Below are 26,612 nucleotides of genomic sequence, written 5' to 3' on the forward strand. Positions count from 1 at the left end.
TGGTCAGCAGCACCTGTACCGTGCCATCCGTCTCGGTCGCACCCGCATTCAGCGCCTCGACGTTGAAGTCGATGTCACCTTGTGGTGCCACTGTCAGTGTCAAGGTAGAAGTAACAACATCGGAGCTATCGGTGACCAGATAACTCACCGTAGGAGCGGCGCCAGAATAGTCAGGGGCGGGGGTAAAGGTAAAAGTGCCATCACTATTGATGACTAGAGTACCAATCCCAGTCAGGATCGATGTCACACCAGCGGGAACATCAATATTACTGCCCCAGCTATAGCTAATGATGGATTGAGTCAGGGGGCCATCTGGGTTGGTACTGTTAACCAAAAGATCACCACTGACGGCAGTATCTTCATCCATCGAAAATACTTCGCTCTCATCCAGCAATATATTCGTTACTGGCTCTGGTTCCAACAGTGGTTCAGGCACTTGCTCTGTATTAATAAAGGGAGCAGCCTGATAATTAGTATCAAAACCGGCCTCGGCAATTGTCGCATCACCAGTTCTATCAATGGTGACAAAACCACCGTTGCCGCTTGCTCCCGCTACCCCACCAATACCGCCACCACCTGCTGCTGGTGCCCCACCGGCAGCAGAAGCCTCAAAGTTTTGAGTCGGGTCAACACCCTGCAGAATAGATTCTTGCAATGCGGCAATATCTGAAGGAGCACCTTCCTGGCTTGCCGCAACTTGCGGTTGAGCAGATTCAGCAGACTCGGAACCTGCTGGAACATCCGATGCAGGAGTATCGTCGTAAGGTGAAAGAGCCAGCTTTGCATCATCCGCTATGGCTAATTTGGCCCCGGGTTGGAGAATTTCCCCTCTTTGCAGAGGGCGGCTGCTTCCATCAGCCAGCACAATCTCCACATTACCTTCAATCGCAGAGACAACCACGGACTTGTCGATGATTTGGGTACGCATATCCATTGCTCCAATGGTGACAGATCTTGATGTCTACACCGTAGAGGGAGATACCGTGCTTTTCCGTTGCAATAATGTATAGATTTGACTGCTCTCAAACAGATATAGAGAATAAAATCGAAAGATTAGTTTTTCTTTTTTAAAATCATAACGATATGATGAGAACCAAATAGACCCCATGTTGATTTAATAATAAAAAAATCAAAAAACATAATTTATTGATATAAAAACAGCCCCATTCGGGGCTGAATTTGCAATACACATATCAATCAAGATAGGGGGAAGGCAGGATGCACAAATCCCTGATAACCATCGATATGCAACTTGGAAAGCAGTTCCACTTGATGTTGATCTTCGACGCGGGTTGCAATGGTGGTCACACCAGCATTGTGTGCGGCGCGACACACTGCAGCCAGGAATGAGGTGTCAGCCCCCGGCTCCATGACCTGACTGGTATAACCGTGATCGACCTTGACATAAGCCGGCGACAACTCCTCCAGATAGCCCAGAGACTGGAAGTGACGACCATAGTGGTCAACCCCCCACTGGAAGCCATGAGCTTGCAAGGTGCCCACCAACGCAGCCACGTTGTCTTTATGTTTCATGATGGCAGCTTCAGGTATTTCAAATAACAACCGCTCTTTCAGCTCTGCATGCTCGGTCAGATAGCGCGTCAGCCAAGTTAAAAATTCATCCGAGCAGAGCGAGCCAGCAGTGATGTTGATCGCCAGTACCAGATCAGACTGTTTTTGCAGTAATGGAACGCAAGCATCAAGCACCGCTTGGTCAAACTCGCCACCCAGTTTGAACTGTTCAATCGCGGGCAAGAACTGACCGGCAAAATAATCTGTGCCATCCCGAGAGATAGACGCAAACAGCTCGGCATGTAATCTGGCACCATTATCAAACCGGCATGCTGGTTGAGCTTTAAAGCGCCAAAGTTGTCGTGAAATGGCATCTTGTACCAGATCTCGCCAGGCCAAACGCCCCATCAAACCTTGCTCGGTGCCTCCTTCCATCACCACAGCACCACGGCGTTCATTACGCGCCTTGCCAAGCGCATTATCGGCTTTGGTCAACAAGGCGGAGAGATCATCATTGCCATCACGACCGGCAATACCAATGACGGAGAGCGCATCCCCTTCGCCCATTGGATTCACCACCAGATCGGCAATGCGGCTATTAATCACTTCAGCCAGCTCTTTTAGCTGAGTCAGATCGTCAGTTGGACAGAGCAGCGCATATTCCGTCGCGGAGATCCGTGCCAAGGCTGCGCCATCCCACCCTTTTAATTGCTCTTTCAAAGCCTGAGCTATCGATTTGACCATGTTGTCGCGGGCAGCAAAGCCTTCATCGCGATAGATATCATCCAGCATGTCGACCGCAACCAGCATGACGCCACCTTGGCCAGCCTCCGCTATCCATGCGTTTACCTGGCCTACAAAATAGGCTCTGTTGCCCAGTCCCGACACGGCATCGACATAAACCCGCTCACGCAATTTTTCGGCCTCATCGGCTTGCTCTTTAAACTGCAGCGCCAACTTGCTTGAGAGGGTGTTGATCGCCTGAACGACCTGCTTCAATTCATGGGTTTTAGGCTCCGGGATCGTATGGCCGAAATGGTGCAGCTCGATCTCGACGGCTTGATCACAGATCTGTTTGAGTGGCTTGAGCAAGTAGTTGAGTGCTCTCATCAACAAAATTGTGGTGATCAAAAAGCCGACCAGAAACCAGCTCGCCAGCTCGCTCATCCCCCGCCACAACTCGTAGTAAGCCTGGCCGGGGTGACCCACTACTTTTAATTTTCCAAGCTGCAACCAGCCAGACGTCAGAATTGACTCGTTGGATACCTCAGGAAACAGTCCCAAATTTACAAACCACCGCGGTACCCCCTGAATATTGTTGGTATTTTCCTGCTCGATGACATCCTTTGATGCCAGCAGATCAAGGCGAACCAGTCGATAATAGCCACCATCAAAAATGGCCTGGATCACCGACTCGGCACCGACCTTGTCACCGTTTTCCAGATAGGGGGTGAGCGCAAGCCCCAGCGAGGTTGCCGTATTGATGACCGTTGTTTCCTGTTGCTGCGCCAGATAAGTGCGGGTTGAATTGAATTGCACCCAGTATGTGGCCGCAAATAACAATCCAAACAGCAGCAGCATGGTGGCTAATAACTGTCGATAGAGCGTCATAGGTTAATCATCCAAATTCACCACTGGCCGAGCCAATCGCCCCGAGGTCATGCGATTGCGTAAATCATTCCATAATCCCAAGCGGGATGATTGACCAGCCAGTTCCCCTTGGCCTCGTGCCTTCATCAACCACAAGTGACTACCGTTAAAACTGTAAATAGGCACCAGATCACGCCGCTGTGTGGCAGGGCGAATCGAGCCTATCAAATTATCCAAAATAACCGGAACGGAAGAGGGTGTCTCATAATATGCCACCACCATGTGAAACTGGTTGTAATCAAGAGCCTTGACGTACACCATCCGCATTTTATCATCCGGGATCCCAAGCTCGAGCAACGTAGAGTATTTGGCGATACTGAAATCTTCACAGTCTCCCCCGGCGGCCCCCAAAAATTCTAGCGGGGTTGCCCAATAATCCTTTTTGCGCCACAACTTGATATCGTCAATAAAACGCATCCGATTGAAAAAATTATTAACCCGCTCAAGCTTTTTTTCTTCGCTCAGGGCCCTGCCCTTCGTCTCCATGACCAGCATACGCCAACTGGTTACACGCTTGCCGGCTCTGGCGCCATAGGTCTGCTCCGCCCGTTTGATCAAGTTGAGATCTTCCTGTGACAGAGGCTGACTGGCACAGAGCAGAAGTGAGAAGGGTAGCAGCAGGATCCATAAGGAGTGGCGCAGAGCGCGTAGGGATCTGTATCTCCATTCATTGAGAAGATAACACCATCGGCTACCGGTTCCGCGCTGGAGTGTCACATCATATTCCTGCTGCATTATTACTGCTGCACTCCTCAAAGCTCGTACAACAACCTGCGTTAGCCAAACATGGTGACTGCCAGCAGCAGTCACCATGTTGGCGTTCATCATCCCTGCGGGATCATGAACAAACAGTTATTGCCTGGCCTGCCATTCAGCGGGTTGTTTGACGCTAAATGCATTGAGCAGACTGCCTGTCGCGTTGAGAATGCGATAGTCAGCCAGCAGTGCATCATACTCGGCAGTGATATAGCTGCGACGCGCCTCGAACAATTCGTTCTCGGTGTTCAATACGTCCAGCAATGTCCGTTGACCCAAACCAAACTGCTTCTTGTATGCCTGTACGGTGTCATAGCTGGCGTCAACATGCTCTTTCAGGAAGGTCTTCTGCTTGGCCAGCGACTCTTTCGCGTTCCAGGCCAGACGAGTGCCTTCCTCAACCTGGCGAAACGCATTCAAATGAATGTCTTTCGCCTGAGAGTAGAGCGCCGATGTTGCATTGCTCTCTGCCACATCAGAACCGCCACGGAACAGGTTGTAACGCATGCGCACCATTGCGGTCAGATCATCGTTGCGCCCTTTGACCGCATCGATATCCTCATTCCAGTTCTGATCGACCTCGAATGTTACATTCGGGTAGAAACCGGATTTGGCGCCTTCATGTTGATACTTGGCCGCTTCGATATCCTGCAGGGAAGAGAGCAGGGTCGGGTGGACTTCGGTCGCTGTTTTCAGCGCACTATCGAGGCTGGTCGGTATAAGCTCGGTATTGGGAACCGGCTGTACCAGATCTTTGGGCACCTCGTTCACGACACGAATAAATTCACTCTCTGCGTCGCGATAGTTGTTTTCAGCAGCGGCCTGATTTGAATAGGCTCGGGCAACACGACCTTCAATCTGGGTCTGATCCGCAGTAGAGCCAAGCCCTGAATCAGTCCGCTTGCTGATGTCGCTGCGAATCTGTTCGTGGGTTTCCAGGTTCTGTTTGGAGAGTTCCAGGATCTCCTGCTGGCGCAGCATATTGAGGTAGACCTCAGCTACTCGCAGCGCGGTATTTTCAGCTTCGGAGATCATCGCCAGACGCTGGGCATTGGCTTCAGCTTCAGTTCGGGAGACGTTGTTGCTGACATCAAAGCCATCAAACAACATTTGCCGCAAACTGAGTCCAGCCTCCTTGCGAGTCATGGAATCATCGATATTGCTGTTGGCGCTGGCAGCACGGGTAGAAGGGCTGTCAGTTTTTTCATAGCCTACGCCACCACGCAGATCGATCGTAGGATAATAGCCACCCTTGGCTCCATCATGCTGATAGAGTCGTGCCTGATACAGATCAAACGCTTCCTTGATCTTGGGATGCGTAGCAAGTGTCTGTGCCACCGACTCTTCCAGAGTCTGAGCCTGACCCAAACTCGGGATCAGGGTGCAGCCACTGACCAGCATGGCAACAATCGTTTTTTTCATGTTATCTCCAGTCATGTTTTGTTTTTAGATTGTTGGCTTATCGTTCTCTCAGTGCCGACTGCTTTGCCCGTAAGATCGGCTTAAGCAAATAGTCTAGGACACTTTTTTTACCAGTAATGATATCAGCACTGGCTAACATACCGGGGATGATGGGAAGTGCGTTAAGCTCATCGCCCAAGTAACTCTTCTCTGTCCGAACCCGAACCAGATAAAAGGAGTTCCCCTCCTCATCCTGGATCGAATCAGCACTTATCTGTTCAACCTTGCCATGCAATCCTCCATAGATTGTAAAGTCGTAGGCAGTAATTTTGACGATAGCATCCAGCCCCGGTCGCAGGAAGGCGATATCTTTCGGTGACACCTTGGCTTCTACCAGCAAGGTATCCTCCAGCGGCACAATCTCCATTAGATCCATGCCGGGCTGAACCACACCGCCCAACGTGTTGATCTTGAGCTTCTTGATGGTTCCTTTGAGCGGAGCAATTACGCTGGTTCGGTCAACCCTGTCTCGCAAGCCAACCTGCCCTTCTGACAACTGGCCAAGTCGCCCTTGCTTCTCATTCAGTTCAGTCTGGGAGTCTGCCCTGAACTTCAGCGCAATATCATTACGCTTGGAGATGGTCTCACGCAGCACCGAATTGAGTTTTGGGATCAGCAGACGGTTACTCTCCAGTTCCCCCTGCATTTCGTTAACCTGCCGTTCCAGCTTGATTAGCTCCACTTGCGGCACTATGCCCTCTTTCGCCAGGGGACGGCTAATATTCAGCTCTTGTCTGGCCAGATCCACACTGCGATTCACAGTGCGGATCTTGGCATTCAGTTCAATCAGCTCCTGCTCTTTCTGTTCGATTTGCTGACCAAGAATATAGAGCTGGTTCTTCAGGTTATTGAGGCGATCCCGCTGTACAGAGCGCTCACGGTGCGCATATTCGGCAAAGACGGTTTCATAACCATCGGGGAACTGGATTGGCGCTTCGCCTACCACGACCTGCTCACGCCACCCCAGTGCCGGGTCGTTTTTCACCTCGACGCTGGCCATCTCGGCCCGCAGACGAGCCACATCCCCCTTGAGAGTTACCACCTCCTGCTCCCGTTCTCTAAAATCGGAGCGGAAACGGGTGTCATCAATACGCAGCAGCGGCTGCCCCTTTTCGACGATATCCCCCTCTTTGACGAAGATCTCTTTGACGATCCCCCCTTCCAGGTTCTGGATCACCTGCAGCTGGCGTGACGGAATAACTTTGCCCTGACCCACGGTGACTTCATCCAGCTCAGCCCAGGCCGCCCAGACGATGGCACTCATGAAAAAGAGGAAACAACACCACAACAGGATGCGGGCACCGGTCGGCGTGGTGAGCAGCACAGCTGCCGCACCGTCATCGACAAACTCCAGATGCTCGGGCGCCGGCAATACATCGCCGGAAGGCGCCTTTTTGCTGCGCTTGAACCAGTCCATGAGCCCCTTAACCATGGGACACCTCCTGCACGCGCACTTTGCCTTCCTTCAACTGCTGTAACACCACCTCTTTGGGGCCATCAGCCACTATCTGTCCCTGCTCGATGACGATCACTCGCGATGCCACATCCAGCATCGAGGTTTTGTGAGTGATGAGGATCAATGTGGTTTCCGGGCCCAGTCTGGCAAGCTCCTGTTTGACCTGCATCTCGGACTGGTTGTCCATGTTGGAGGTCGGCTCATCCATCACCAGAATTGGGGGATCATTAAGCAGGGCGCGTGCCAGAAGGATCGACTGACGCTGGCCACCGGAAAGCTGACGGCCACCCTCGCCTATCTGCCGATCCAGCCCGTTGGGATCGCGGTTGGTAAAGTTGGTAACACCCGCCCGCTTGGCGGCGCGCAAGACTCTCACGTCATCCACCAGCGGATTACCCAGCATGATATTGTCTCGCACGGAGCCAAAGAAGAGAATGACATCTTGCGGTACACAGCCGATATTGCGGCGGATCACTGACGGAGGCAGCTGGTCGATTTCAAAACCATCGAGGCGAACAGAACCATCGGTCGGTCGATACAGCCCCATCAACAGCTTCTCAAGGGTCGTTTTACCCGCCCCAATCCGACCGATAATCGCCACCTTTTCGCCCGGCTGAATGCGCAAATTGATATTGTGCAGAGTGCTAGTTTCCATTCCCGGATATTTGAACGAAACATTCTCGAATTCAATTCGACCGGCAAGCACCGGATGATGGATATATTGCTTGCCCTCCTCCTGCTCCCCCGGGGTTTGCATGATTTTTTCCAGAATATCCAGTGCAGACTTGGCCTGGTTATAACGGGTCGACAACACCGAGAGTTGTACCATGGGCGCAATGGCACGGCTGGAGAGCATCACGGCGGCAATCATGCCACCCATAGTGACCAAGCCTTCGGAGATCTGGTAAACACCGACGATCACCAGACCGACCGTCACCACCTGCTGGATATAACTAGCCAGTGAAGACATGGAGTTGGTAATACGGCGGGTCTGTACGCCCCAGGTGGAAATATGAGAGACAGCCTGTTCCCAGCGATGCTGGAACATGCTCTCCGCACCGAAAATTTTGACGGTTTCCAGCCCGGAAATACTTTCAATCAGGTTGGCGTTCTTCTGGGATGCAAGACGTGATCCCTCTTCGATGGACTGCTTGAGGGGCTCCTGAATATAAAAACTGTAAGCGATCAGGATCAGCATGGCGACGATAGGGACCACCACCATCACGCCGGCAAACATCCAGATAATAAAGAGGAAGAAGATGGCAAAGGGCAGATCGATAAGAGTAGAAACCGTCGCGGAGGTGAAAAACTCCCGCACCGATTCAAACTCCTGCAGATGTTTGGCGAACGCGCCGGTGGAAGCGGGGCGAGACTCCATCCGCATGCCCATCACCTTGGCGAAAATCTTGGCCGACAGCAGCACATCGGACTTTTTTCCGGCGATATCGATAAAGTAACTGCGTAGCTGCCGCATCACAAAATCGAAGGTAAAGACCACCATGGCCCCGACCGCCAGCACCCAGAGTGAATCAAATGCCAGATTGGGCACAATCTTGTCATAGACGTTCATGGTAAAAAGGGGGCTGGCAATGGCAAACAGGTTGATCAGAATGGAGGCAATAAGCACATCGCGATAGATGCCGCGGGATTCGAACAAGGTGCTCCAGAACCAGTGTCCATCACGGGTTTCCAACACCTTGGGAGAGCGCTCGTCAAACTTGAACTGCTTCTTCACGTAGAAGAGGCGCCCCAGATACTCATCACCCAACTGGGCTGCGGTTAGCCATTGGGCTGCATCACCTGCCTGCGGGAAAATCACTTTCCCTTGGCTGCGATCTTCGTTCCACTCCAGCAAAATGCAGGCGCCACCATTGCGCATCTGCAATACACAAGGCAGCAGCAAGGGAGAAATATCGGCCAGTGGCTGTATCACTTCACGGGCGGATAACCCGCCCCGCTCGGCAGCACGGCAAAAGAGTGCGGTAGTCAGGCGCCCGGAGACCAGTGGCAACCCGGTCGTCAGGGCATCTTGGCTGTTGGGCACACCATAAAAGCGGGTCAAGAAGACCAGACACTCCAATAACTCATCAATACGACTTGTTTCTGCTTGCATAGCATCCTGTCACTGCATAAATGAGGTAGATAAGAGCGTTCATCGCTCATATTTCCCTGCTATAGCCACGCTAAAACCGAGTGGCCTTCCCGCTGATGAGACTGATCAGGGGATAAACCTGTCCAGATAGATCGCGACACTCATCCCCAATTTCCCGGCACAGCAGCAATGGCGGCATGATTCGTTATTGGTAAAAATAATCGGCTCATCAACACCATGCTAACACTGCAATCAGGGTGAATGCCGGAGTTAATTGATAATGACATTTATTATGGCGCACCACTATATCAACCGGCACGTACCAAAACTATAGTTTAGGGTATGAAGTTTTTTATATAACCCTATGTTTTACGTGAAAATAATAATCTGGCGCTCAATTATAGGTCAGGAAGTATGAAGGGTCTGCCCAACGCGTGACCTTGCGGGCCGCTCAATGAGAGTGCTTTGGCAATGTCCGCCATGGCCGTCCAGCGGTTTTCACACCAGACTGGCGCCAAAAGAGTCGGACGACGAGCGGAGGCCGAAATCCGGTGATACACCACTTCGGGAGGCGTGTGCTGGATCATGGCAACGGCCGCCTCCACATACTGCTCCAGCGTCAATACCTCAAGGCGCCCCGCCTGCCACGCTTTGCCAAGAGTACTGCCCTCTACTACATGAAGCGGATGCAGCTTGATCCCCTCAACACCGGTCTCAACGATACGATGCAGGGTATCGAGGCTGTCCATTGGCACCTCGCCCGGCAGGCCGACGATCAGATGAGCACATACCTTGATGCCGCGCTGATGGGCACGTCTTACCGCATCCTCATAGGCGGCATAACCGTGGCCGCGGTTGATCCGTTGCAGGGTCTTGTCATTGGCACTTTGCAGCCCGAGCTCCAGCCACACCTCGTAACCCCGGGCCTGATAGCCCGCCAACAGATCCAGCACCGCATCCGGTACGCAATCGGGGCGAGTGCCCACGCAGAGCCCCACCATATCGCTCACCGACAGCGCCTCTTCATACATCCGCTGCAGATATTCGACCTCGGCATAGGTACTGGTATAGGCCTGAAAGTAGGCAAGATAGCGCTTGGCACGGGTGACTTCGTCCCGGCGAGCCAGCAGTTGTTGCACCACGGAGAGTTGCTGAGTCGACTCGTCAGCAAAAGAGGATACATTGCAGAAGGTGCAGCCACCGCGGCCCAGGGTGCCGTCACGGTTCGGGCAGGTGAAGGCCCCGTGGATGGAGAGTTTGTGGATCTTCTGACCATGACGCTGCTTGAGATCCTGACCGAATGTATTGACGAGTTCGTGTAACTGCATGACACCTCCGCTAAAGGAGCGCCATTGTACGAGCTTGCGCAAAACAGGGGCTGAGCTGGATCAAGCTAGCGGAGAGGGTAAAACATATAAATACCCGACCAATTTTGAATAAATATAGAGAAAAAGCGCAAAAAAGGATTTTTACAGTTCTTTGACGATTCAAACAGTAAACATCCATATGAAAATGAGACCTGATAACCCACTGTTGAACAATGAAAAATTCAAAGAGACCCGACAACACACAATTGCAAGCATGGGATATTGAAAATGTGATCCCTTCCGCTCTCGGTAGCATAGGGTTGGTAAAATTACTACATTCGCCCATCGTCGCCGAGCGCACCATTGAGCCCGTCAATGGCGATATATTTAACCAACAAAATCAAAGTACACAGAATAAACACTCCATAACTTCGAGCTAATCCCCCTAACCCGACATTTTGTTATGCGAATGTAACCATGAAGACAAACCTGACCTGCGATTGACCTCGCCAGAAAATCCCATTAGTTTGGAGATTCGCCACGTCAGGCAGACGGAACCACAAGAGCCAATCGCAATTTATGCAGTCAGGTGATGACTGTGCGATACAAGGCCGAGCAAGGGAGAAATGCAATGTCACTATATGATCCAAAGCTGGAGAGGGATAACTGTGGCTTCGGCCTGTTGGCCCACATGGAAGGGGAAGCCAGCCACAAGCTTGTCCGTCTCGCGATGTCAGCATTGGCTCGCATGCAGCACCGCGGCGGGATCTCCGCCGATGGCAAGACCGGCGATGGTTGCGGTCTGCTGCTGCAAAAACCGGACAGCTTCTTCAGGGCTGTCGCCGAGGAGAAGGGATGGCACCTTGGCCGCAACTATGCGGTCGGCATGCTGTTTCTCAACCCTGACCCCGTATTGGCCCAGCAGACCCGCGACATCATCGACGAAGAGCTGGAAAAAGAGACCCTGAGTTTGGTCGGCTGGCGCAAGGTGCCCGTCGATACCAACGTACTGGGTACCATCGCCAAAGCCTCCCTGCCCAGCATTGAACAGGTCTTTGTCAACGCCCCCCCCGGCTGGGTCGACAAGGATCTCGAGCGCCGTCTCTATATCGTGCGCCGCCGCATCGAAAAGCGCGTCAACGACGACTACTTCTATGTGGTCAGCCTCTCCAACCTGGTCACCGTCTATAAAGGGCTGTGCATGCCGGTGGACTTGCCGCGCTTCTATCTGGATCTCGCCGACATCCGTATGCAGGCGGCCATATGCGTCTTCCACCAGCGCTTCTCCACCAACACCAGCCCGCGCTGGCCGCTGGCGCAGCCGTTTCGCTATCTGGCCCACAACGGCGAGATCAACACCATCGCCGGCAACCGCCAGTGGGCCAAGGCACGCAGCTACAAGTTTGCGACGCCGCTCATTCCCGATTTGCAGGAAGCGGCTCCCTTCGTCAACACCACCGGCTCTGACTCCTCCAGCCTCGACAACATGCTGGATCTCTTCCTCGCCGGTGGTATGGACCTGTTCCGCGCCATGCGCCTGTTGATCCCGCCTGCATGGCAAAAACACCCGAACATGGATGACGACCTGCGCGCCTTCTACGACTTCAACTCCATGCACATGGAGCCGTGGGACGGCCCGGCCGGTATCGTCATGACCGACGGTCGCTACGCCACCTGCGCACTAGATCGCAACGGTCTGCGTCCGGCCCGCTACGTCATCACCAAGGACAAGTTCATCACCCTCGCCTCCGAAGTTGGCACCTGGGACTACACCCCGGACGAAGTGCTGGAGAAGGGCCGGGTCGGCCCGGGCGAGCTGTTCGTGGTGGATACCAGCAACGGCAAGGTGTGGACCAGCTTCGAGATCGATGACGATCTCAAGACCCGCCACACCTACAAACAGTGGATGGATAAACACTGCCGCCGACTGGTCCCCTTCGAGCAGATGGACGACAGCCAGACCGGTAGCCGCGAGTTCTCCGACGACCAGCTGAAAACCTATCAGAAGCTGTTTGGCTACTCCTTCGAGGAGCTGGATCAGATCATCCGGGTACTCGGTGAGAACGGTCAGGAAGCGGTGGGCTCCATGGGAGATGATACCCCGATGGCGGTGCTCTCCTCCGGCCCGCGCACCCTTTATGACTACTTCCGCCAGATGTTTGCCCAGGTGACCAACCCGCCCATCGATCCGCTGCGGGAGAACCACGTGATGTCGCTGGCCACCTGTATCGGTCGCGAGCAGAACGTCTTCAACGAGACCTTCGGCCACGCCCACCGGGTGCTGTTCCAGTCGCCGATCCTGCTCTACTCCGACTTCCACCAACTGCTGGCACTGGAGGGGGAGTACTACCGCCACAAGGTGATCAGCCTCAACTTCAAGCCCGAAGAGGGGCTGGAGGCCGCCATCCTGCGCATCTGCGAGGAGGCCAAGGCTGCCGCCAGGAGCGGTACAGTGCTGCTGGTGCTGTCGGACCGCGACATCAGCGCCGACACCCTGCCGATCCCGGCCGCCATGGCGGTGGGTGCAGTGCAGCGCACCCTGGTGGACAACAACCTGCGCTGCGACGCCAACATTCTGGTGGAAACTGCAAGCTGCCGTGACCCGCACCACTTCTCGGTGCTGCTGGGCTTTGGCGCGACCGCCATCTACCCCTATCTCGCCTACGAAACCCTGGCCAAACAGGTTGAAGAGGGCGTGCTCACCATGTCCCTGCGCCAGGCGATGGTCAACTATCGCAACGGCATCAACAAGGGGCTCTACAAGGTGATGTCCAAGATGGGCATCAGCACGGTCGCCAGCTACCGCTGCTCCCAGCTGTTTGAAGCAGTGGGTCTGGCCAAATCGGTGGTCGATACCTGCTTCCGCGGCGTATCGAGCCGTATTCAGGGTGCCGATTTTGCCGACATCCAGCAGGATCAGCACAATCTGGCCCGTCAGGCATGGCTGGTGCGCAAGCCCCTCCCCCATGGCGGCCTGCTCAAGTTCGTCCACGGCGGCGAGTACCACACCTACAACCCGGATGTGGTGCAGACCCTGCAAACCGCGGTGCGCTCCGGCAACTATGCCGATTACAAGGAGTACGCCCGTCTGGTGAACGAGCGCCCGGTTGCCACCCTGCGCGATCTGCTGGCCCTGAAAAAAGTCGACAATCCGGTCGCGCTGGATCAGGTTGAGCCAGCCGACAAGCTGTTCCCCCGCTTCGACTCCGCCGCCATGTCCATCGGCGCCCTCGGCCCTGAAGCCCACGAGGCGCTGGCTGTCGCCATGAACCGCCTCGGCGGTCAGAGCAACTCCGGTGAAGGGGGCGAGGATCCCAAGCGCTTCGGTACCGAGAAGAACTCCCGCATCAAGCAGGTGGCTTCCGGCCGATTCGGTGTCACCCCCCACTACCTGATGAACGCCGATGTAGTGCAGATCAAGGTGGCGCAGGGTGCCAAGCCCGGCGAGGGTGGCCAGCTGCCCGGTGACAAGGTCACCGCCCAGATCGCCCAGCTGCGTTATTCCGTGCCCGGCGTGACCCTGATTTCACCGCCGCCGCATCACGACATTTACTCCATCGAGGATCTGGCCCAGCTCATCTTCGATATCAAGCAGATCAACCCGAGCTGTCTGGTGTCGGTGAAACTGGTCTCCGAACCCGGCGTTGGCACCATTGCCTGCGGCGTGGCCAAGGCCTATGCCGACTTCATCACCATCTCCGGTTATGACGGTGGCACTGGCGCGAGCCCCCTCACCTCGGTCAAATATGCCGGCTCCCCGTGGGAGCTGGGTCTGGCCGAGACCCAACAGGCGCTGGTCGCCAACGGTCTGCGCCATAAGGTGCGGCTGCAGGTGGATGGTGGTCTCAAAACCGGCCTCGACATCATCAAGGCGGCCATCCTCGGCGCCGAGAGCTTCGGCTTTGGCACCGGCCCCATGGTGGCGCTCGGTTGCAAATACCTGCGTATTTGCCACCTGAACAACTGCGCCACCGGCGTTGCCACTCAGGATGAGAAGCTGCGTCGCGAGCACTTTACCGGCCTGCCGGAGATGGTGATGAACTACTTCAAGTTCATCGCCGAAGAGACCCGCGAGCTGATGGCCCAGCTCGGCGTCACCCAGCTGACCGACCTGATTGGCCGCACCGATCTGCTGGAAGCCCTGCCCGGCCTCACCGCTCGTCAGGCCAAGCTGGATCTCTCTGGCATTCTGGCCCGTCCGGTAGCACCGGCAGGTTCCAGCCTCTTCAGCCAGCAGCACAACCCCACCTTCGACAAGGGGCCGCTCAACCTGAAAATGGTGGAAGATCTGCTGGAAGCGGTGGAAACCTCAAGCGGTGGCGAGTTCCGCTACGACATTCGCAACACCGACCGCTCGGTGGGTGCGCGCCTCTCGGGCGAGATTGTCAAACGTCACGGCAATCAGGGAATGGCGGCGGATCCGGTCAAAGTGCACTTCAACGGCACCGCAGGCCAGAGCTTCGGCGTCTGGAACGCGGGTGGCCTTGAGATGATCCTCACCGGCGATGCCAACGACTACGTGGGCAAGGGGATGACCGGCGGCAAGCTGGTGATCAAGCCCCATGTCGGCGTGGCGTTCAAATCCCATGAAGCGGCCATCATCGGCAACACCTGCCTCTACGGCGCCACTGGCGGCAAACTCTACGCCGCGGGCACTGCCGGCGAGCGTTTCGCGGTGCGCAACTCCGGCGCCTTGGCGGTGGTCGAGGGGATTGGCGACAACGGTTGTGAATATATGACCGGCGGCATCGTCACCGTGCTCGGTCAGACCGGCGTCAACTTCGCGGCGGGCATGACCGGCGGCTTTGCCTACGTGCTCGACGAGTGCGGCAACTTCGCCAAGCGCACCAACCCCGAGCTTGTGGAACTGCTGGACGTGGCGGATCTCGCCATCCATCAGGAGCACCTGCGCGGCATCATCACGGCGCACCTCAATGAGACCGGCAGCTCGCGCGCCGAGGAGATCCTGGCCAACTTCGACTCCTATGTGCCCAAGTTCAGGCTGATCAAACCCAAGTCCAGCGACGTGAAATCGCTGCTGGGTCACACCAGCCGTTCCAGTGCAGAACTCAGAATCCAGGCGCAATAAGGAGGGAACCCTATGAGCCAGAACGTATTTCAGTTTATCGATGTGCAGCGGGTCGACCCGCCCAAGAAGCCGCTCAAGATCCGCAAAATCCAGTTTGTGGAGATCTACGAGTCCTTCAATCAGCCGCAGGTACAGATGCAGGCGGATCGCTGCCTCGAGTGCGGCAACCCCTATTGCGAGTGGAAGTGTCCGGTCCACAACTACATCCCCAACTGGCTGAAACTGGCCAAAGAGGGGCGCATTCTTGAGGCGGTGGAGCTCTCCCACCAGACCAACAGCCTGCCGGAAGTGTGCGGTCGGGTCTGCCCGCAGGATCGCCTGTGCGAGGGCTCCTGCACCCTCAACGATCGCTTCGGCGCGGTGACCATCGGCAACATCGAAAAGTACATCACCGACAAGGCGTTCGAGATGGGCTGGAAGCCCGATCTCTCGAACGTGGTCAAGACCGGCAAGCGGGTCGCCGTTATTGGCGCCGGCCCGGCGGGTCTCGCCTGTGCCGACGTGCTGGCACGCAATGGCGTCACCCCGGTGGTGTTTGACAAATATCCGGAGATCGGCGGCCTGCTCACCTTTGGCATCCCCTCCTTCAAGCTGGAAAAAGAGGTGATGCAGCGTCGCCGCGAGATATTCCAGGGGATGGGCGTGGAGTTTCGTCTCGAGACCGAAGTGGGCAAGGACATCACCTTCGCCGACCTGCTCGGCGAGTTCGATGCGGTCTTCCTCGGGGTCGGCACCTACAAGTACATGAAGGGTGGCTTTGCCAACGAAGAGGCGCCGGGAGTCTATGATGCCCTGCCCTACCTCATCGCCAACGCCAACCGCTTGCTGGGCTTCGAGAAGGCACAAGCCGACTACATCGACTTCGCCGGCAAGCAGGTGGTGGTACTGGGCGGTGGTGATACCGCCATGGACTGCGTGCGTACCGCTATCCGTCAGGGCGCCGCCAAGGTGATCTGTGCCTATCGCCGCGACGAGGAGAACATGCCGGGCTCCAAGCGGGAGGTGAAAAACGCCCGCGAGGAGGGGGTTGAGTTCATGTTCAACCTGCAACCGGTGGCGGTCGAGCTGGATGCCAGCGGTCGCACCGTCGGCATCAAGGTAGTGAGCACCGAGCTGGGTGAACCTGATGCCAATGGCCGCCGCAACCCGGTGGTCATCGAGGGCTCCGAGCAAGTGCTGGCTGCCGATGCGGTGGTGATGGCGTTTGGCTTCCAACCCAACCCCCAACCCTGGATGGCGGAGTTTGGCATCGAGCTCGACAACCGGGATCGCATCAAGGCCCGCGAACAGGCGGAGTATGCCTTCCAGACCAGCAATCCCAAGGTGTTCGCCGGTGGCGACGCCGTGCGTGGCTCCGATCTGGTGGTGACCGCCATCTACGAAGGGCGCAAAGCCGCCGAAGGGATCATGGACTATCTGGCGGTCTAACCTGCACTTCCGCAGTCAACCCAAACAGAGCCCCGCCAGTGCGGGGCTCTTCTTTTGAGGCTAGGAATTTAAGGCTCGGAATTTAAGGCCAGGAGTTCTCGCTGGCGACTTGTCACCTATCACTCCCGTCCGGGGAGCGGCTAGATGCTCCAGCTCTCCGGCAACCGCTCGGTGAGGGTGGAGATGTACTCGAAGGTACGCGCCCGCTTGGGAGTGGTGAACATCTGGCGTGCGCTGCCTGCTTCCACCACCTCACCCGCCTCCAGAAAGATCACCTGCTGCGCTATCTGGGCTGCCAGCCGCAGATCGTGGGTAGCAATCAGCATGGTGGTTCCCTCGCGGGCCAGCTGGCGCAGCACGGTCACCACCTCCTGGGCAAGCTCGGGATCCAGCGCCGAGGTGGGTTCATCACAGAGCAGTACCTTGGGCGATGGCGCCAGCGCCCTCGCAATGGCAACCCGCTGCTGCTGGCCACCGGAGAGGGTGGCAGGCACCGCCTCGGCCTTGTGCCTGAGCCCCACCTTGTCGAGCAGTTGCAAGCCTCGCACCTCCGCTTTCGCTCTTGGCCACTTCAACACGGTCACCAATCCCTCGATAACGTTTTCCAGCACCGTCATATGCGGGAACAGCTGGAAATTCTGGAACACCATGCCGGTCTGCTGGCGCAATGCCTGCACGCTCTGGCGAGGCAGATGGTGAGAAAAATCGAGTTCGCCCCCCCCCAGCACCAGGTGCCCCGCATCCGGCCGCTCCAGCACATTGACACAGCGCAACAGGGTGCTCTTGCCACTGCCGGAGGGGCCAATCAGGGCGGTCACACTGCCCGCCACCATGGCAAGATCGATCCCCTTGAGCACCCGCTGCCCGCCAAACTGCTTCTCGATACCACGCAACCGGATCATAGGGCGACCTCCCGGGTCTCTTTGTGGGTCAACTTGCGCTCCAGCCGGTCTTGCAAGGTGGAGAGCACCGAGCTAAACAGCAGGTAGATGATGGCCGTCTCTATGTAAAGGATCAGCGGCTCATAGGTGACAGAGGCGAGCCGCTGGGCCGCCTGAAACAGCTCAGGCACGGTCACTGCCGCCGCCAACGAGGTGTCCTTCACCAGCGAAATAAAGGTGTTGGAAAGCGGTGGCACCGCAATGCGCGCCGCCTGCGGCAGGATCACCCGCCACATCACCTGGGGCCAGTTCATGCCAATCGAATAGGCTGCATCCCACTGCCCTTTCGGGATCGCCGCGAGAGTAGCGCGGATGATCTCAGAGCTGTAGGCGCCGATGTTGAGGGTGAACCCGATCACCGCGGCGGTGAAGGTATCCAGCACAATGCCAGCACTCGGCAAGCCATAGAAAATCAGAAAGAGCTGCACCAGCAGCGGCGTACCACGAATAAGCCAGACATAAAAACGAACCAGTGCCACCAATGGTGTCGGGCCATATAATCTGGCCAGCGCCACCAGCAAGCCGAGCAATATTCCCAAGACAAAGGTGATCAGGGTCAGTGGCACGGTAAAAATAAGCCCCGCTCTAAGCAGGGGCCAAAAAGAGTCGATCATTAACTGCAACCAGGCTGGCACGTTAATTACCTCGCTAGTTATTATTTTCCGGCAATATTATTGCGAGACATCAGTACCAAAATACTTAAGAGATATTTTCTGGTAGCTACCATCCTGTTTGGCAGTGCGCAGTGCCTGATTGATAGCGGCCAGCAATTCCGGCTGTCCCTTGGCGAGCAACACTGCCGATTGATCCCCCTTCGCCTCGGTCGCCGCCACCCTCAATTTGGCATCCGGTTTCTGTTTCTTGAAGTCGAGGAACGAGAGGCTGTCATTGATGGTGGCATCCACTCGCCCGGTCAGCACCAGCTGTAGTGACTGGTTGAAGCCCTCGGTGGCGACCACCTCGGCGCCCGAGGATTTCGCCAGCTGAGCAAAGTTGCTAGTCAGGGACTGGGATGATTTCTTACCCTTCAGATCCGCAAAGCTGTTGATGCTGTGATTATCGCTGTGCACCACGATCACCGCTTTGGAGGTGATGTAGGGATCTGAAAAATCATACTTTTTCAGCCGCTCCGGGGTGATGGCCACTTCGTTGAGCACCAGATCGTAGCGCTTGGCATCCACCCCGGCGATGAGACCATCCCACTTGCCTTCGACAAACTCCGGCTTCACCCCAAGGCCTTTTGCAATCAGCTCGCCAATCTCCACATCAAAGCCGACCAGCTTGCCGCTCTTGTCGTGATAGGTGAACGGAGGATAGGCGCCTTCAGTGCCGATTTTGATCGCACCGGCACTCTGGATAGCGGCGAGGCTGGACTCGGCTTGCGCCGATGTCATCAAAGCCAGTGGAAGGGCTGCCAGCAAAAACAGGGAGTGCAGTTTTTTCATTATTCACCTCGTTATATTTGTAAACATCCAGCACGCTTGCCAACGATAATCCGGATTACCATGCAATTATTATTTTGAATCCTACTGCTACCAGCACCATTTAATCGGCTCACGCCACATATACGATGACAGTCAATAAACGATTGCACTTGGCGGCACCAGCAAAAAATAACGCGAAGGTTCCCGTTACCAAACCATGAAATATGAAGATGTTAAGTGAAATAATGAATAACGAAAAAGCAGTCCCGCATTCGCTACTGATTGCGGGACACACTGTTTATTCATGATGAATAAACATACACTGCCAGCCCGATACCAAATCCAGGCCATCGCCTTGTTACAAACGCACCACCAGCCACTCCCCCTTGCCGACCGGCACCAGCGAGGTGGCAAAGGCCGGATCCTGCCCGACCTCGTTCATCCACTCCTCCATCTCGCTGCGATGGGAGATGGCGTTATCAACCACCAGCAGGCCACGGGGTGCCAGCAGGCGGCGGATCTGCGGCCACCATGCCCGGTAGTGCTGACGATCCGAATCGAGGAAGATGAGCTGATAGCCGGCTTGCGGCAAGGTCGGTAACAGCTCGCCTGCATCCCCTGCCAGCAAGGTTACCCAGGGGGCCAGCCCTGCCTGCTGAAAGTTGTCATGGGCCAGCACGCGCTTATCCTCATCCAGCTCAATGGTGGTCACGTGCCCCTCCAGCCGACGCACAGCTTCTGCCAGCCAAAGCGTGGAGTAACCATTGGAGGTGCCAATCTCCAGCACCGCCTGCGCCCCACGGGTCTGCACCAGCACTGACAGCAACTCCCCCGTGTCGCGGGTGATATTGAGCAGCTTGCGGTGTCGAGCCTGCTGCATGCTGTCATTGCGCTCGCCAAGCTGCTCCAGCTGGCGTTTTAACTGTTCCAGTTCCATCGATATCCCTTTCGTCCTTGCCCAAAACCATTAGCCACGCATCTAAGCTTGGCATTTGGGAGTCAAATGATTGCTTTCAACCACCATTCACACCACAAAGGATGAGAAAAGGACAACCATTTGAGGCAGAATTTGTGACGTCTATCTGTTACACTTCGCGCCCGCCATTTTCCGGCTCACTCTCTGACTTGATGTCAGGCGCAGCCGTCGGTGGTTACAACCTCCGTCTCGCTCATGCCGAGCTAACCAAGCCAAACACAGCCCAGCTGGAACACAGGAACCCATTATGAGATTTGAATCGTTCGATTTTGCCCCCGAGATTTTGCGTGCTGTCTCAGATTGCGGTTATCAGGAGATGACCCCTGTGCAGCAACAGGCGATCCCGGCCATTCGCCGTGGCCGCGATGTGCTGGCCAGCGCCCAGACCGGTACCGGCAAGACCGCCGCCTTCGCCCTGCCCATCTTGCAGCGTCTGGTAGACAATCCGGCGCCGGTCCAGCCTTCCAATGCCCGTGTGCTGATCCTGACCCCGACCCGCGAGCTGGCGGCTCAGGTGGCGAGCAACATCAATGACTTCGCCAAGTATCTCGATATCACCACCATCACCATCGTCGGCGGTGGCAAGCAGGACGTGCAGGCCAAGAAGCTCAAAGCGGGCGCTCACATCATTGTGGCCACCCCGGGCCGTCTGTTGGAGCACCTCACCGCCTGCAACCTCAGCCTCTCTGGCGTCGAGTGTCTGGTGATGGATGAAGCGGATCGCATCCTCGACATGGGCTTCAGTGCCGATGTGCAGAAGATCCTGCAAGCGGTCAACAAGACCCGTCAAAACCTGCTCTTCTCCGCCACCTTCTCCGACGCGGTGAAGAAGCTGGCCAACCTGATGCTGGATCGCCCGCAGATCGTCAGCGTCAACAAGCAGAACTCCACTGCCGACACCGTCAGCCACACCGTCTATCCGGTCGAGCAGAAGCGCAAGCGCGAGCTGCTCTCCGAGCTGATTGGCAAGCAGAACTGGCAGCAGGTGCTGGTGTTCGCCAGTACCCGCGAGAGCTGTGATGTGCTGGTCGAGGAGCTGAACCTTGACGGCATCAAGTCCGCCGTGGTCCATGGCGAGAAGGCCCAGGGCAACCGTCGCCGCGCCCTGCGCGAATTCATGGAAGGCAAGGTACGGGTACTGGTCGCCACCGAAGTGGCCGCCCGTGGTCTGGACATTCCGAGCCTGGAATACGTGGTCAACTATGATCTGCCGTTCCTGGCGGAAGATTACGTGCACCGCATCGGTCGTACCGGTCGTGCCGGCAAGCGCGGCATGGCCATCTCCTTCGTCAGCCGTGAAGAGGAGCGCACCCTGCTGGAGATCGAGGCCCTGATCGGCCAGAAGATCCGTCGCATCATGGTGCCGGGCTATGAGGTGAGCAGCCGTGACGAGCTGATCAAACAGCTGCAAGAGCGTCGTCGCTTCGGCAAGCGCCCGCAGCGTGAAGATAACGCCGTGGCCCAGGTGATGGCCGAAGCCAAGCTGCAGGGTCAGCGCCTCAAGCGTCTGGCCGCCGCCAAGAAGCCCCGTCAGCCGAAATAAGGCGGGCAGTTGCTCTATTGAACCGCAAAGGCGCCACTGGCGCCTTTGCCATCTCTGTCATCGGTGTTGACCCCTGGTGGTCAACTGAAGGATTGCTTATGACCTCTCCGACCTACAATCAGGCTCTGCTCGAGATGGCCACCCAGAGCCTGGCCGAACTGGCCCGCACCGCCGAACAAAAGGCGGGCAAGCGCACTCCGGCGCAAGAGAGCCACTTTCTCTGCACCTGGATGGCCGACTCCCTCAAGGAGAAGCGCTTCTCCCGTCTGGTGATGGAAGATTTGAAAGCTTGGGTGCAGCTTGGCCGCACTCTGGGTGCGGGCGCCGATCTCAAGGGATTGCTGGAGCGCATCGCCTTCCAGTACCAGTGCGCCATGACCAACCCGCAACAACTGGGGGCCAAGCTGGCGGCCCTGCTGGAGGATCTGACGGCGGCAGGCTGGCTGGTGCTGACCGAGAGCGAGGTGAACGCCAAGCTGCGCCTGCAATCGGGCGGTCAGGCGAGTCTGGTGGTAAGCCATAGCGAATATGCAGGCCATATCGAGGACGGTGAGCTTGTCAAACCCCTCACCCTCTATGTGCGCGGTGACGAGAAGGTGCTGGCCGAGGCGGCCTTCAAGCACGGCCTGCTGCTGAGCCAGGGCAACAAGAAAACCACCCTGGTCAAACATCACAAGGCCTACCGGCTGATGCCGGACAACGCCCAACCGGCGCTGGCACTGCTGGGCGAGGCCCGCCAGAGCGCCTGATCCCGCCATGTTGCAGCAATAAAAACGGCAGACCCTCTTTTAAAGCAGGACCTGCCGTTTTTTATTGTTCGATGTTTGGTGATGAGGTTGAGTAGTCGTTTAGCGGATCTTGAATCCAATCTGGCCCGCGTCACACCACTCGAACATCACCTCTTCGCTCTTGCCGCAGCAACTGCCACCACAGACCCGACTCTCGCGCTTGATGACCCGCCCCTTGCGCATCCAGACGCCGAGCATGGCCTCCACCGCATCTTCCGAGGTGTGGAAGTGGCGAGCCAGATCGCGCCGGCTCACCTTCTGCTGCGCGGCGAGGTAATCCCCCAGCTCGCGCAGGATCATAAGGTCACCACCTTGCGGGCGACGATGTCACCGTGACGACGACCGGCCCACCAGAGCAGTACCAGAGAGAGGCCGTAGCTGACGATCCAGAACAGGCTCTGCTCAGGATGAGCGGCGAAAGTGGCCACCTGATAGAAGACGGTCGCGCACATAAAGGCCATATAGTTGCACCAGGCGGCGGTAAAGAGCGCCCACTGGCGACCGGTTTCCCGTACCAGCGCACCCATGGCGGCGGCGCAAGGCATGTAGAGCAGCACGAACAAGAGATAGGCAAAGGCTCCGGCCGCCCCATCGAAGTGGGTCTGCATGTTGCCGTAGGTGGAGACATCGACCTCCTGCGCCTCGGCGGCAGCTTTCTGGTCGTCGAGGTTGCCAACATCAAGCCCCATGGGGTCGCTCGGGTTGATCTCCGCCAGATTGGCCGCCACGGCATCGATCGCCTCGTGGAAGCTGGCCACCAGCGAGAACTCGCTCGCCTCCTCTTCATCTGCGCCACCACCGGCGTAGAGGCTGTTGAGGGTACCGACCACCGCCTCTTTGGCGAAGATACCAGTGACAATACCGACCGTGGCTTGCCAGTTGTCATCGCGCACACCGATGGGGTGCAGCACCGGCGTGACGGCCTGGCTAATCTTGCTCAGTACCGAGCTCTCCTGCTCCTGATGACCAAAGCTGCCATCGGTCCCCAGCGAGTTGAGCACGCTCAGCACGGCGACCACCAGTACGATGGTTTTACCGGCGCCAAAGACGAAGGATTTAAGCTTCTGCCAGGTCTTGATGGCAACGTTGACCGGACGCGGCCACTCGTAATCCGGCATCTCCATCACCATGGAGTCGCTCTTGCCCGGCAGCAGGGTATTGCGCAGCAACAGGCCGGTGAGCACCGCTACCAGAATGCCGATGAGATAGAGACCAAACACCAGGTTCTGGCCTGACTCGGGGAAGAAAGCCACCGCAAACAGGGCGTAAACCGGCAGACGGGCACCGCAGGACATGAAGGGGGCCATGGCGGAGGTCATCAGCCGCTCCCGCTCGGAGTTAAGGGTGCGGGTCGCCATCACCGAGGGGACGGTACAGCCAAAGCCCATCAGCATCGGCACGAACGCCTTTCCCGGCAGGCCGAGGCGGCGCATCAGGGCATCCACCACGAAGGCGGCACGGGCCAGATAGCCGGAGCTCTCCAGCACCGCGAGGAACAGATAGAGGCAGCCAATCACTGGAATAAAGGTGGCAACGGTCTGCAAACCGACCCCGAAGCCGTCAGCCAGAATAGCGCCCACCCACTCGGGGGCATTGACCAGCCCCAGCAGGTGGTGCACCCCATCGACAAACAGGGCGCCCCCCATGATGTCGAAGAAGTCGATAAAGGCGCTGCCCACCTTGATGGCGAACATGAACATCAGATACATGATGAACAGGAAGAAGGGGATGCCAATCCAGCGATTGAGCAGTACCCGATCCAGCCACTCGCTCTGGGCCTCGGTGAGCTTGCCCTTCTGCTGGCGAGCCTGTTGCACCCACTGGTGGATATGGCCGTAGCGGATATCTGCCAGTTGCAGGTCGATATCCTGTCCTTGATGAGCGCGAGCTACCACATTGGCGGCGGCCGCCTGCTGACCGGGCAGCAGGGTCTCCTGCATTACCGCATCCTCTTCCAGCAGGCGCAGGGCGCGGCCACGGGTAGTGAGGTGATGCGGGGCGAGCAGGGTCTCCAGCTCCGCCAGATCGTTTTCAAGCTCGTGACCGTAATCGAGCTGCAAGGCGGCTTGCGGCTGACCGATAAACTGCCGGATCTGCTGCTTGAAGGCGGCAACCTGCTTGCTGTTGTGGGCAGAAAGGGCCACCACCGGGCAACCGAGGGATTTGCCGAGCTTGCTCTCATCGATGACGATGCGGCGCTTTTGCAGGATATCCAGCTTGTTGAGCACCACCACCATGGGCAGGCCCAGTTCACGCAGTTGTAGCGTGAGGTAGAGGGAGCGCTCCAGATTGGCGGCGTCGATGACGTTGAGCAGCAGGTCGGGCTGTTGGCCCTGGGCAAAGCGGCTGGCGATCTGCTCGTCCAGACTGCCATCCTGACCCGCCAGGCTATAGATGCCGGGCAGATCCATCAGCTTGAAGTGATGCTCACCCGCGCTGAATTCACCCATCTTCTTGTCGACAGTGACACCACTCCAGTTGCCTACCTGCTGGCGGGCACCGGTCAGGGCGTTGAACAAGGAGGTCTTGCCGCTATTGGGGTTGCCGACGGTTACCAGGGAGTAGTTCATACCGGTTCGACCTCGATTTGCTGGGCCAGACTCTTTTGCATGGAGAGACAGATCCCCTGGCACTGGATCTGCAATGGGTCCCCGAGCGGGGCCGCACGTAAGTAGATGACTTCAGTCTGGGGCAGCAAGCCCATCACCATCAGTTTGCGGCGCAGCGGCCGGGCCAGCTGGTTCATATTCTTGATGCGAGCACTCTGTCCCGGCGACAACTGCGTGAGTACCATGACTGACTCCTGAAGTTAAACAATAATAATTCTCTTTTACTTGGGGCATTATAAGCTGTGTCTTCAACTTTTATTTGAGTAAAATCAAACTCCGCTTAGCTAACCCATAAAGTATTGCCATGAGTCACGACAACAACAGCCGCCTCGTTTACAGCACAGATGGCGGCATGATCAAGGAGCAGAGCGCTCCCGAATCCGCCTCCCCCTTCCCGACCGACGGAGTGGTACGTATGCGCCGCGAGACCAAGGGGCGCAAGGGTGCCGGGGTGATCACCATTCATGGCGTTCCCGCCGATCAGCAAAAATCCCTGGCCACCCTGCTCAAGAAAAAGTGCGGCACCGGTGGTGGTATCAAGGAGGGAGTGATCGAAATCCAGGGGGATAAACGAGACCTGATCAAAGCCGAACTGGAGAAAGCCGGTTTCAGCGTCAAGCTGGTGGGTGGTTGATCCCCTTGTCACCCATGCGGTTTTTCCCTAGAATGCCCGCTCCCATCGAGGGGGAGTAGTCTCGCACGCCGGTTCTATCGATGCATAAATACCGGCTTGCGACCCTGATCAACATACTTGGTGCCAACTCACCATGGTCAGGGTGATCCATGTCAGTCATGGATTTGACAAGACCTTTGACGGGCCAGTGCCAATACCGGGGACGGATGGCGCAGGCTTGTCTTTGGTTTATAACAATTCCGTCCCCCGGTCATTTTTATGGAAGCCTTGTTAACCTCAACCCTCAGCGTCGCTATTGCAGAAATCGGCGATAAAACCCAGCTGTTGGCGTTGCTGCTCATCTGTCGTTTTCGCAAGCCCTGGCCCATCATCGCCGGCATGCTGGCGGCTACCCTGCTCAACCATGCGGGGGCCGCCTGGATTGGCGAGTTTATCAGTCGCTGGCTCGATCCCAAGATAATGACCTGGCTGGTCGCCATCGCCTTTATTGCCATGGCTATCTGGATTTTGGTGCCGGACAAGATGGATGACGAGGAGAGCCCGCTGGATAAATACGGCCCCTTTATGGCCACCTTCGTGCTCTTCTTCATCGCCGAGATTGGCGACAAGACCCAGATTGCCACCGTGCTGCTGGCCGCCAAGTATGACTCGCTGGTGCAGGTCATTACCGGGACGACCCTCGGCATGATGCTGGCCAACGTGCCTGTGGTGCTGATCGGCAAGCTGGGGGCGGACAAGCTGCCACTCAAGGGGATCCGCATCGCCTGCGCCATCCTCTTCGTCGGCCTCGGAGTGAGCACCCTGATCTTCGCCTGATGGCCCGTATCCGATGACCAAGCCCTCCCCTGTGGAGGGCTTTTTTGTTTGTTATGTCCCGTCCTGAATATGGTTTACACCTTTCCTCCCAATAAATGGAGAACCGGATGGGACAAGGTGTGAAACGGAC

The 26,612-nt window shown here is 56.8% G+C and carries 20 protein-coding genes; 6 read left to right on the plus strand and 14 right to left on the minus strand.

The window, feature by feature from the left end; translation table 11 throughout:
* The 7 genes from G5149_RS20510 to G5149_RS20540 all read right to left on the minus strand — a co-directional run.
* Window positions 1-928: retention module-containing protein (locus G5149_RS20510; protein ID WP_421213554.1), on the minus strand; the 928-nt coding region annotated here is incomplete at its 3' end.
* Window positions 929-1,197: 269 nt separating this feature from the next.
* The gene (locus tag G5149_RS20515; RefSeq protein WP_042056178.1) at window positions 1,198-3,123 is read right to left on the minus strand and encodes an EAL domain-containing protein; all 1,926 of its coding nucleotides are present in this window, start codon (window positions 3,121-3,123) and stop codon (window positions 1,198-1,200) included.
* A gap of 3 nt (window positions 3,124-3,126) precedes the next feature.
* Window positions 3,127-3,879, minus strand: a complete 753-nt coding sequence (locus G5149_RS20520; protein WP_337072857.1) for a transglutaminase-like cysteine peptidase — start codon at window positions 3,877-3,879, stop codon at window positions 3,127-3,129.
* A gap of 135 nt (window positions 3,880-4,014) precedes the next feature.
* On the minus strand, window positions 4,015-5,340 hold the full coding sequence (locus G5149_RS20525) for a TolC family outer membrane protein (protein WP_005346740.1): 1,326 nt from the start codon (window positions 5,338-5,340) through the stop codon (window positions 4,015-4,017).
* A gap of 37 nt (window positions 5,341-5,377) precedes the next feature.
* Window positions 5,378-6,811, minus strand: coding sequence for an HlyD family type I secretion periplasmic adaptor subunit (locus tag G5149_RS20530; RefSeq protein WP_203117815.1), 1,434 nt, complete (start codon window positions 6,809-6,811; stop codon window positions 5,378-5,380).
* Window positions 6,804-8,948, minus strand: coding sequence for a type I secretion system permease/ATPase (locus tag G5149_RS20535; RefSeq protein ID WP_335844055.1), 2,145 nt, complete (start codon window positions 8,946-8,948; stop codon window positions 6,804-6,806). The genes G5149_RS20530 and G5149_RS20535 overlap by 8 nt, the downstream gene beginning before the upstream one ends.
* 377 nt (window positions 8,949-9,325) lie before the next feature.
* Window positions 9,326-10,255 (minus strand): TIGR01212 family radical SAM protein, encoded by a 930-nt coding sequence (locus G5149_RS20540; protein WP_421213556.1) that lies wholly within the window; start codon window positions 10,253-10,255, stop codon window positions 9,326-9,328.
* A gap of 610 nt (window positions 10,256-10,865) precedes the next feature.
* On the opposite strand from G5149_RS20540, the gene gltB reads away from it, so the two are divergent.
* Complete coding sequence (gene gltB / locus G5149_RS20545; RefSeq protein ID WP_421213558.1) at window positions 10,866-15,323, plus strand: glutamate synthase large subunit; 4,458 nt, start codon at window positions 10,866-10,868, stop codon at window positions 15,321-15,323.
* Window positions 15,324-15,335: 12 nt separating this feature from the next.
* Window positions 15,336-16,751: an FAD-dependent oxidoreductase gene (locus G5149_RS20550; protein WP_005346752.1), complete on the plus strand. Its 1,416-nt coding sequence runs from the start codon at window positions 15,336-15,338 to the stop codon at window positions 16,749-16,751.
* Between the two features lie 140 nt (window positions 16,752-16,891).
* Here the strand turns inward: G5149_RS20550 and G5149_RS20555 are convergent, their stop codons facing one another.
* The 4 genes from G5149_RS20555 to G5149_RS20570 all read right to left on the minus strand — a co-directional run bounded on the left by G5149_RS20555 (window position 16,892) and on the right by G5149_RS20570 (window position 20,053).
* Window positions 16,892-17,653: an amino acid ABC transporter ATP-binding protein gene (locus G5149_RS20555; RefSeq protein ID WP_042056191.1), complete on the minus strand. Its 762-nt coding sequence runs from the start codon at window positions 17,651-17,653 to the stop codon at window positions 16,892-16,894.
* A complete protein-coding gene (locus G5149_RS20560; protein WP_421213561.1) occupies window positions 17,650-18,306 on the minus strand; it encodes an amino acid ABC transporter permease in 657 nt (218 codons plus the stop codon). Before G5149_RS20560 ends, G5149_RS20555 begins: the two co-directional genes overlap by 4 nt.
* 57 nt (window positions 18,307-18,363) lie before the next feature.
* Window positions 18,364-19,137, minus strand: a complete 774-nt coding sequence (locus tag G5149_RS20565; RefSeq protein ID WP_139441836.1) for an amino acid ABC transporter substrate-binding protein — start codon at window positions 19,135-19,137, stop codon at window positions 18,364-18,366.
* Window positions 19,138-19,474: 337 nt separating this feature from the next.
* The gene (locus G5149_RS20570; protein ID WP_076494811.1) at window positions 19,475-20,053 is read right to left on the minus strand and encodes an O-methyltransferase; all 579 of its coding nucleotides are present in this window, start codon (window positions 20,051-20,053) and stop codon (window positions 19,475-19,477) included.
* A 286-nt stretch (window positions 20,054-20,339) separates the two neighbouring features.
* Between G5149_RS20570 and G5149_RS20575 the strand changes: the two genes are divergently transcribed.
* A complete protein-coding gene (locus G5149_RS20575) occupies window positions 20,340-21,635 on the plus strand; it encodes a DEAD/DEAH box helicase (RefSeq protein WP_064341970.1) in 1,296 nt (431 codons plus the stop codon).
* Window positions 21,636-21,733: 98 nt separating this feature from the next.
* Window positions 21,734-22,384: a DUF2913 family protein gene (locus tag G5149_RS20580; RefSeq protein WP_421213564.1), complete on the plus strand. Its 651-nt coding sequence runs from the start codon at window positions 21,734-21,736 to the stop codon at window positions 22,382-22,384.
* Window positions 22,385-22,483: 99 nt separating this feature from the next.
* Here the strand turns inward: G5149_RS20580 and G5149_RS20585 are convergent, their stop codons facing one another.
* From G5149_RS20585 to G5149_RS20595, 3 genes are read right to left on the minus strand one after another with little or no spacing between them, the layout of a single operon-like run.
* Entirely contained in the window at window positions 22,484-22,723 is a 240-nt protein-coding gene (locus G5149_RS20585; RefSeq protein ID WP_005346763.1) for a FeoC-like transcriptional regulator, read from the minus strand.
* Window positions 22,720-24,993 carry a Fe(2+) transporter permease subunit FeoB gene (gene feoB / locus G5149_RS20590; protein WP_421213566.1) on the minus strand — a complete coding sequence of 758 codons (2,274 nt, stop codon included), beginning with the start codon at window positions 24,991-24,993 and terminating at the stop codon, window positions 22,720-22,722. Before feoB ends, G5149_RS20585 begins: the two co-directional genes overlap by 4 nt.
* The gene (locus tag G5149_RS20595) at window positions 24,990-25,217 is read right to left on the minus strand and encodes a FeoA family protein (RefSeq protein WP_005346768.1); all 228 of its coding nucleotides are present in this window, start codon (window positions 25,215-25,217) and stop codon (window positions 24,990-24,992) included. Before G5149_RS20595 ends, feoB begins: the two co-directional genes overlap by 4 nt.
* Window positions 25,218-25,336: 119 nt before the next feature.
* On the opposite strand from G5149_RS20595, the gene G5149_RS20600 reads away from it, so the two are divergent.
* Both G5149_RS20600 and G5149_RS20605 read left to right on the plus strand, forming a co-directional pair.
* Window positions 25,337-25,666: a translation initiation factor gene (locus G5149_RS20600; protein ID WP_421213569.1), complete on the plus strand. Its 330-nt coding sequence runs from the start codon at window positions 25,337-25,339 to the stop codon at window positions 25,664-25,666.
* Window positions 25,667-25,924: 258 nt separating this feature from the next.
* Entirely contained in the window at window positions 25,925-26,482 is a 558-nt protein-coding gene (locus G5149_RS20605; RefSeq protein ID WP_005346773.1) for a TMEM165/GDT1 family protein, read from the plus strand.
* The last annotated feature ends 130 nt before the right edge of the window (window positions 26,483-26,612 follow it).

Source organism: Aeromonas sp. 600479, from assembly GCF_049175515.1.
Lineage (GTDB): Bacteria > Pseudomonadota > Gammaproteobacteria > Enterobacterales > Aeromonadaceae > Aeromonas > Aeromonas veronii_A.

Coding starts and splice junctions, on each gene's coding strand:
- G5149_RS20595 (WP_005346768.1), bottom strand. CDS start 25,217: ATGGTACTCACGCAGTTGTCGCCGGGACAGAGTGCTCGCATCAAGAAT.
- G5149_RS20565 (WP_139441836.1), bottom strand. CDS start 19,137: ATGAAAAAACTGCACTCCCTGTTTTTGCTGGCAGCCCTTCCACTGGCT.
- G5149_RS20575 (WP_064341970.1), top strand. CDS start 20,340: ATGAGATTTGAATCGTTCGATTTTGCCCCCGAGATTTTGCGTGCTGTC.
- G5149_RS20540 (WP_421213556.1), bottom strand. CDS start 10,255: ATGCAGTTACACGAACTCGTCAATACATTCGGTCAGGATCTCAAGCAG.
- G5149_RS20560 (WP_421213561.1), bottom strand. CDS start 18,306: ATGATCGACTCTTTTTGGCCCCTGCTTAGAGCGGGGCTTATTTTTACC.
- G5149_RS20570 (WP_076494811.1), bottom strand. CDS start 20,053: ATGGAACTGGAACAGTTAAAACGCCAGCTGGAGCAGCTTGGCGAGCGC.
- G5149_RS20585 (WP_005346763.1), bottom strand. CDS start 22,723: ATGATCCTGCGCGAGCTGGGGGATTACCTCGCCGCGCAGCAGAAGGTG.
- G5149_RS20555 (WP_042056191.1), bottom strand. CDS start 17,653: ATGATCCGGTTGCGTGGTATCGAGAAGCAGTTTGGCGGGCAGCGGGTG.
- G5149_RS20530 (WP_203117815.1), bottom strand. CDS start 6,811: ATGGTTAAGGGGCTCATGGACTGGTTCAAGCGCAGCAAAAAGGCGCCT.
- G5149_RS20525 (WP_005346740.1), bottom strand. CDS start 5,340: ATGAAAAAAACGATTGTTGCCATGCTGGTCAGTGGCTGCACCCTGATC.
- G5149_RS20580 (WP_421213564.1), top strand. CDS start 21,734: ATGACCTCTCCGACCTACAATCAGGCTCTGCTCGAGATGGCCACCCAG.
- feoB (WP_421213566.1), bottom strand. CDS start 24,993: ATGAACTACTCCCTGGTAACCGTCGGCAACCCCAATAGCGGCAAGACC.
- G5149_RS20535 (WP_335844055.1), bottom strand. CDS start 8,948: ATGCAAGCAGAAACAAGTCGTATTGATGAGTTATTGGAGTGTCTGGTC.
- G5149_RS20515 (WP_042056178.1), bottom strand. CDS start 3,123: ATGACGCTCTATCGACAGTTATTAGCCACCATGCTGCTGCTGTTTGGA.
- G5149_RS20600 (WP_421213569.1), top strand. CDS start 25,337: ATGAGTCACGACAACAACAGCCGCCTCGTTTACAGCACAGATGGCGGC.
- G5149_RS20550 (WP_005346752.1), top strand. CDS start 15,336: ATGAGCCAGAACGTATTTCAGTTTATCGATGTGCAGCGGGTCGACCCG.
- G5149_RS20605 (WP_005346773.1), top strand. CDS start 25,925: ATGGAAGCCTTGTTAACCTCAACCCTCAGCGTCGCTATTGCAGAAATC.
- gltB (WP_421213558.1), top strand. CDS start 10,866: ATGTCACTATATGATCCAAAGCTGGAGAGGGATAACTGTGGCTTCGGC.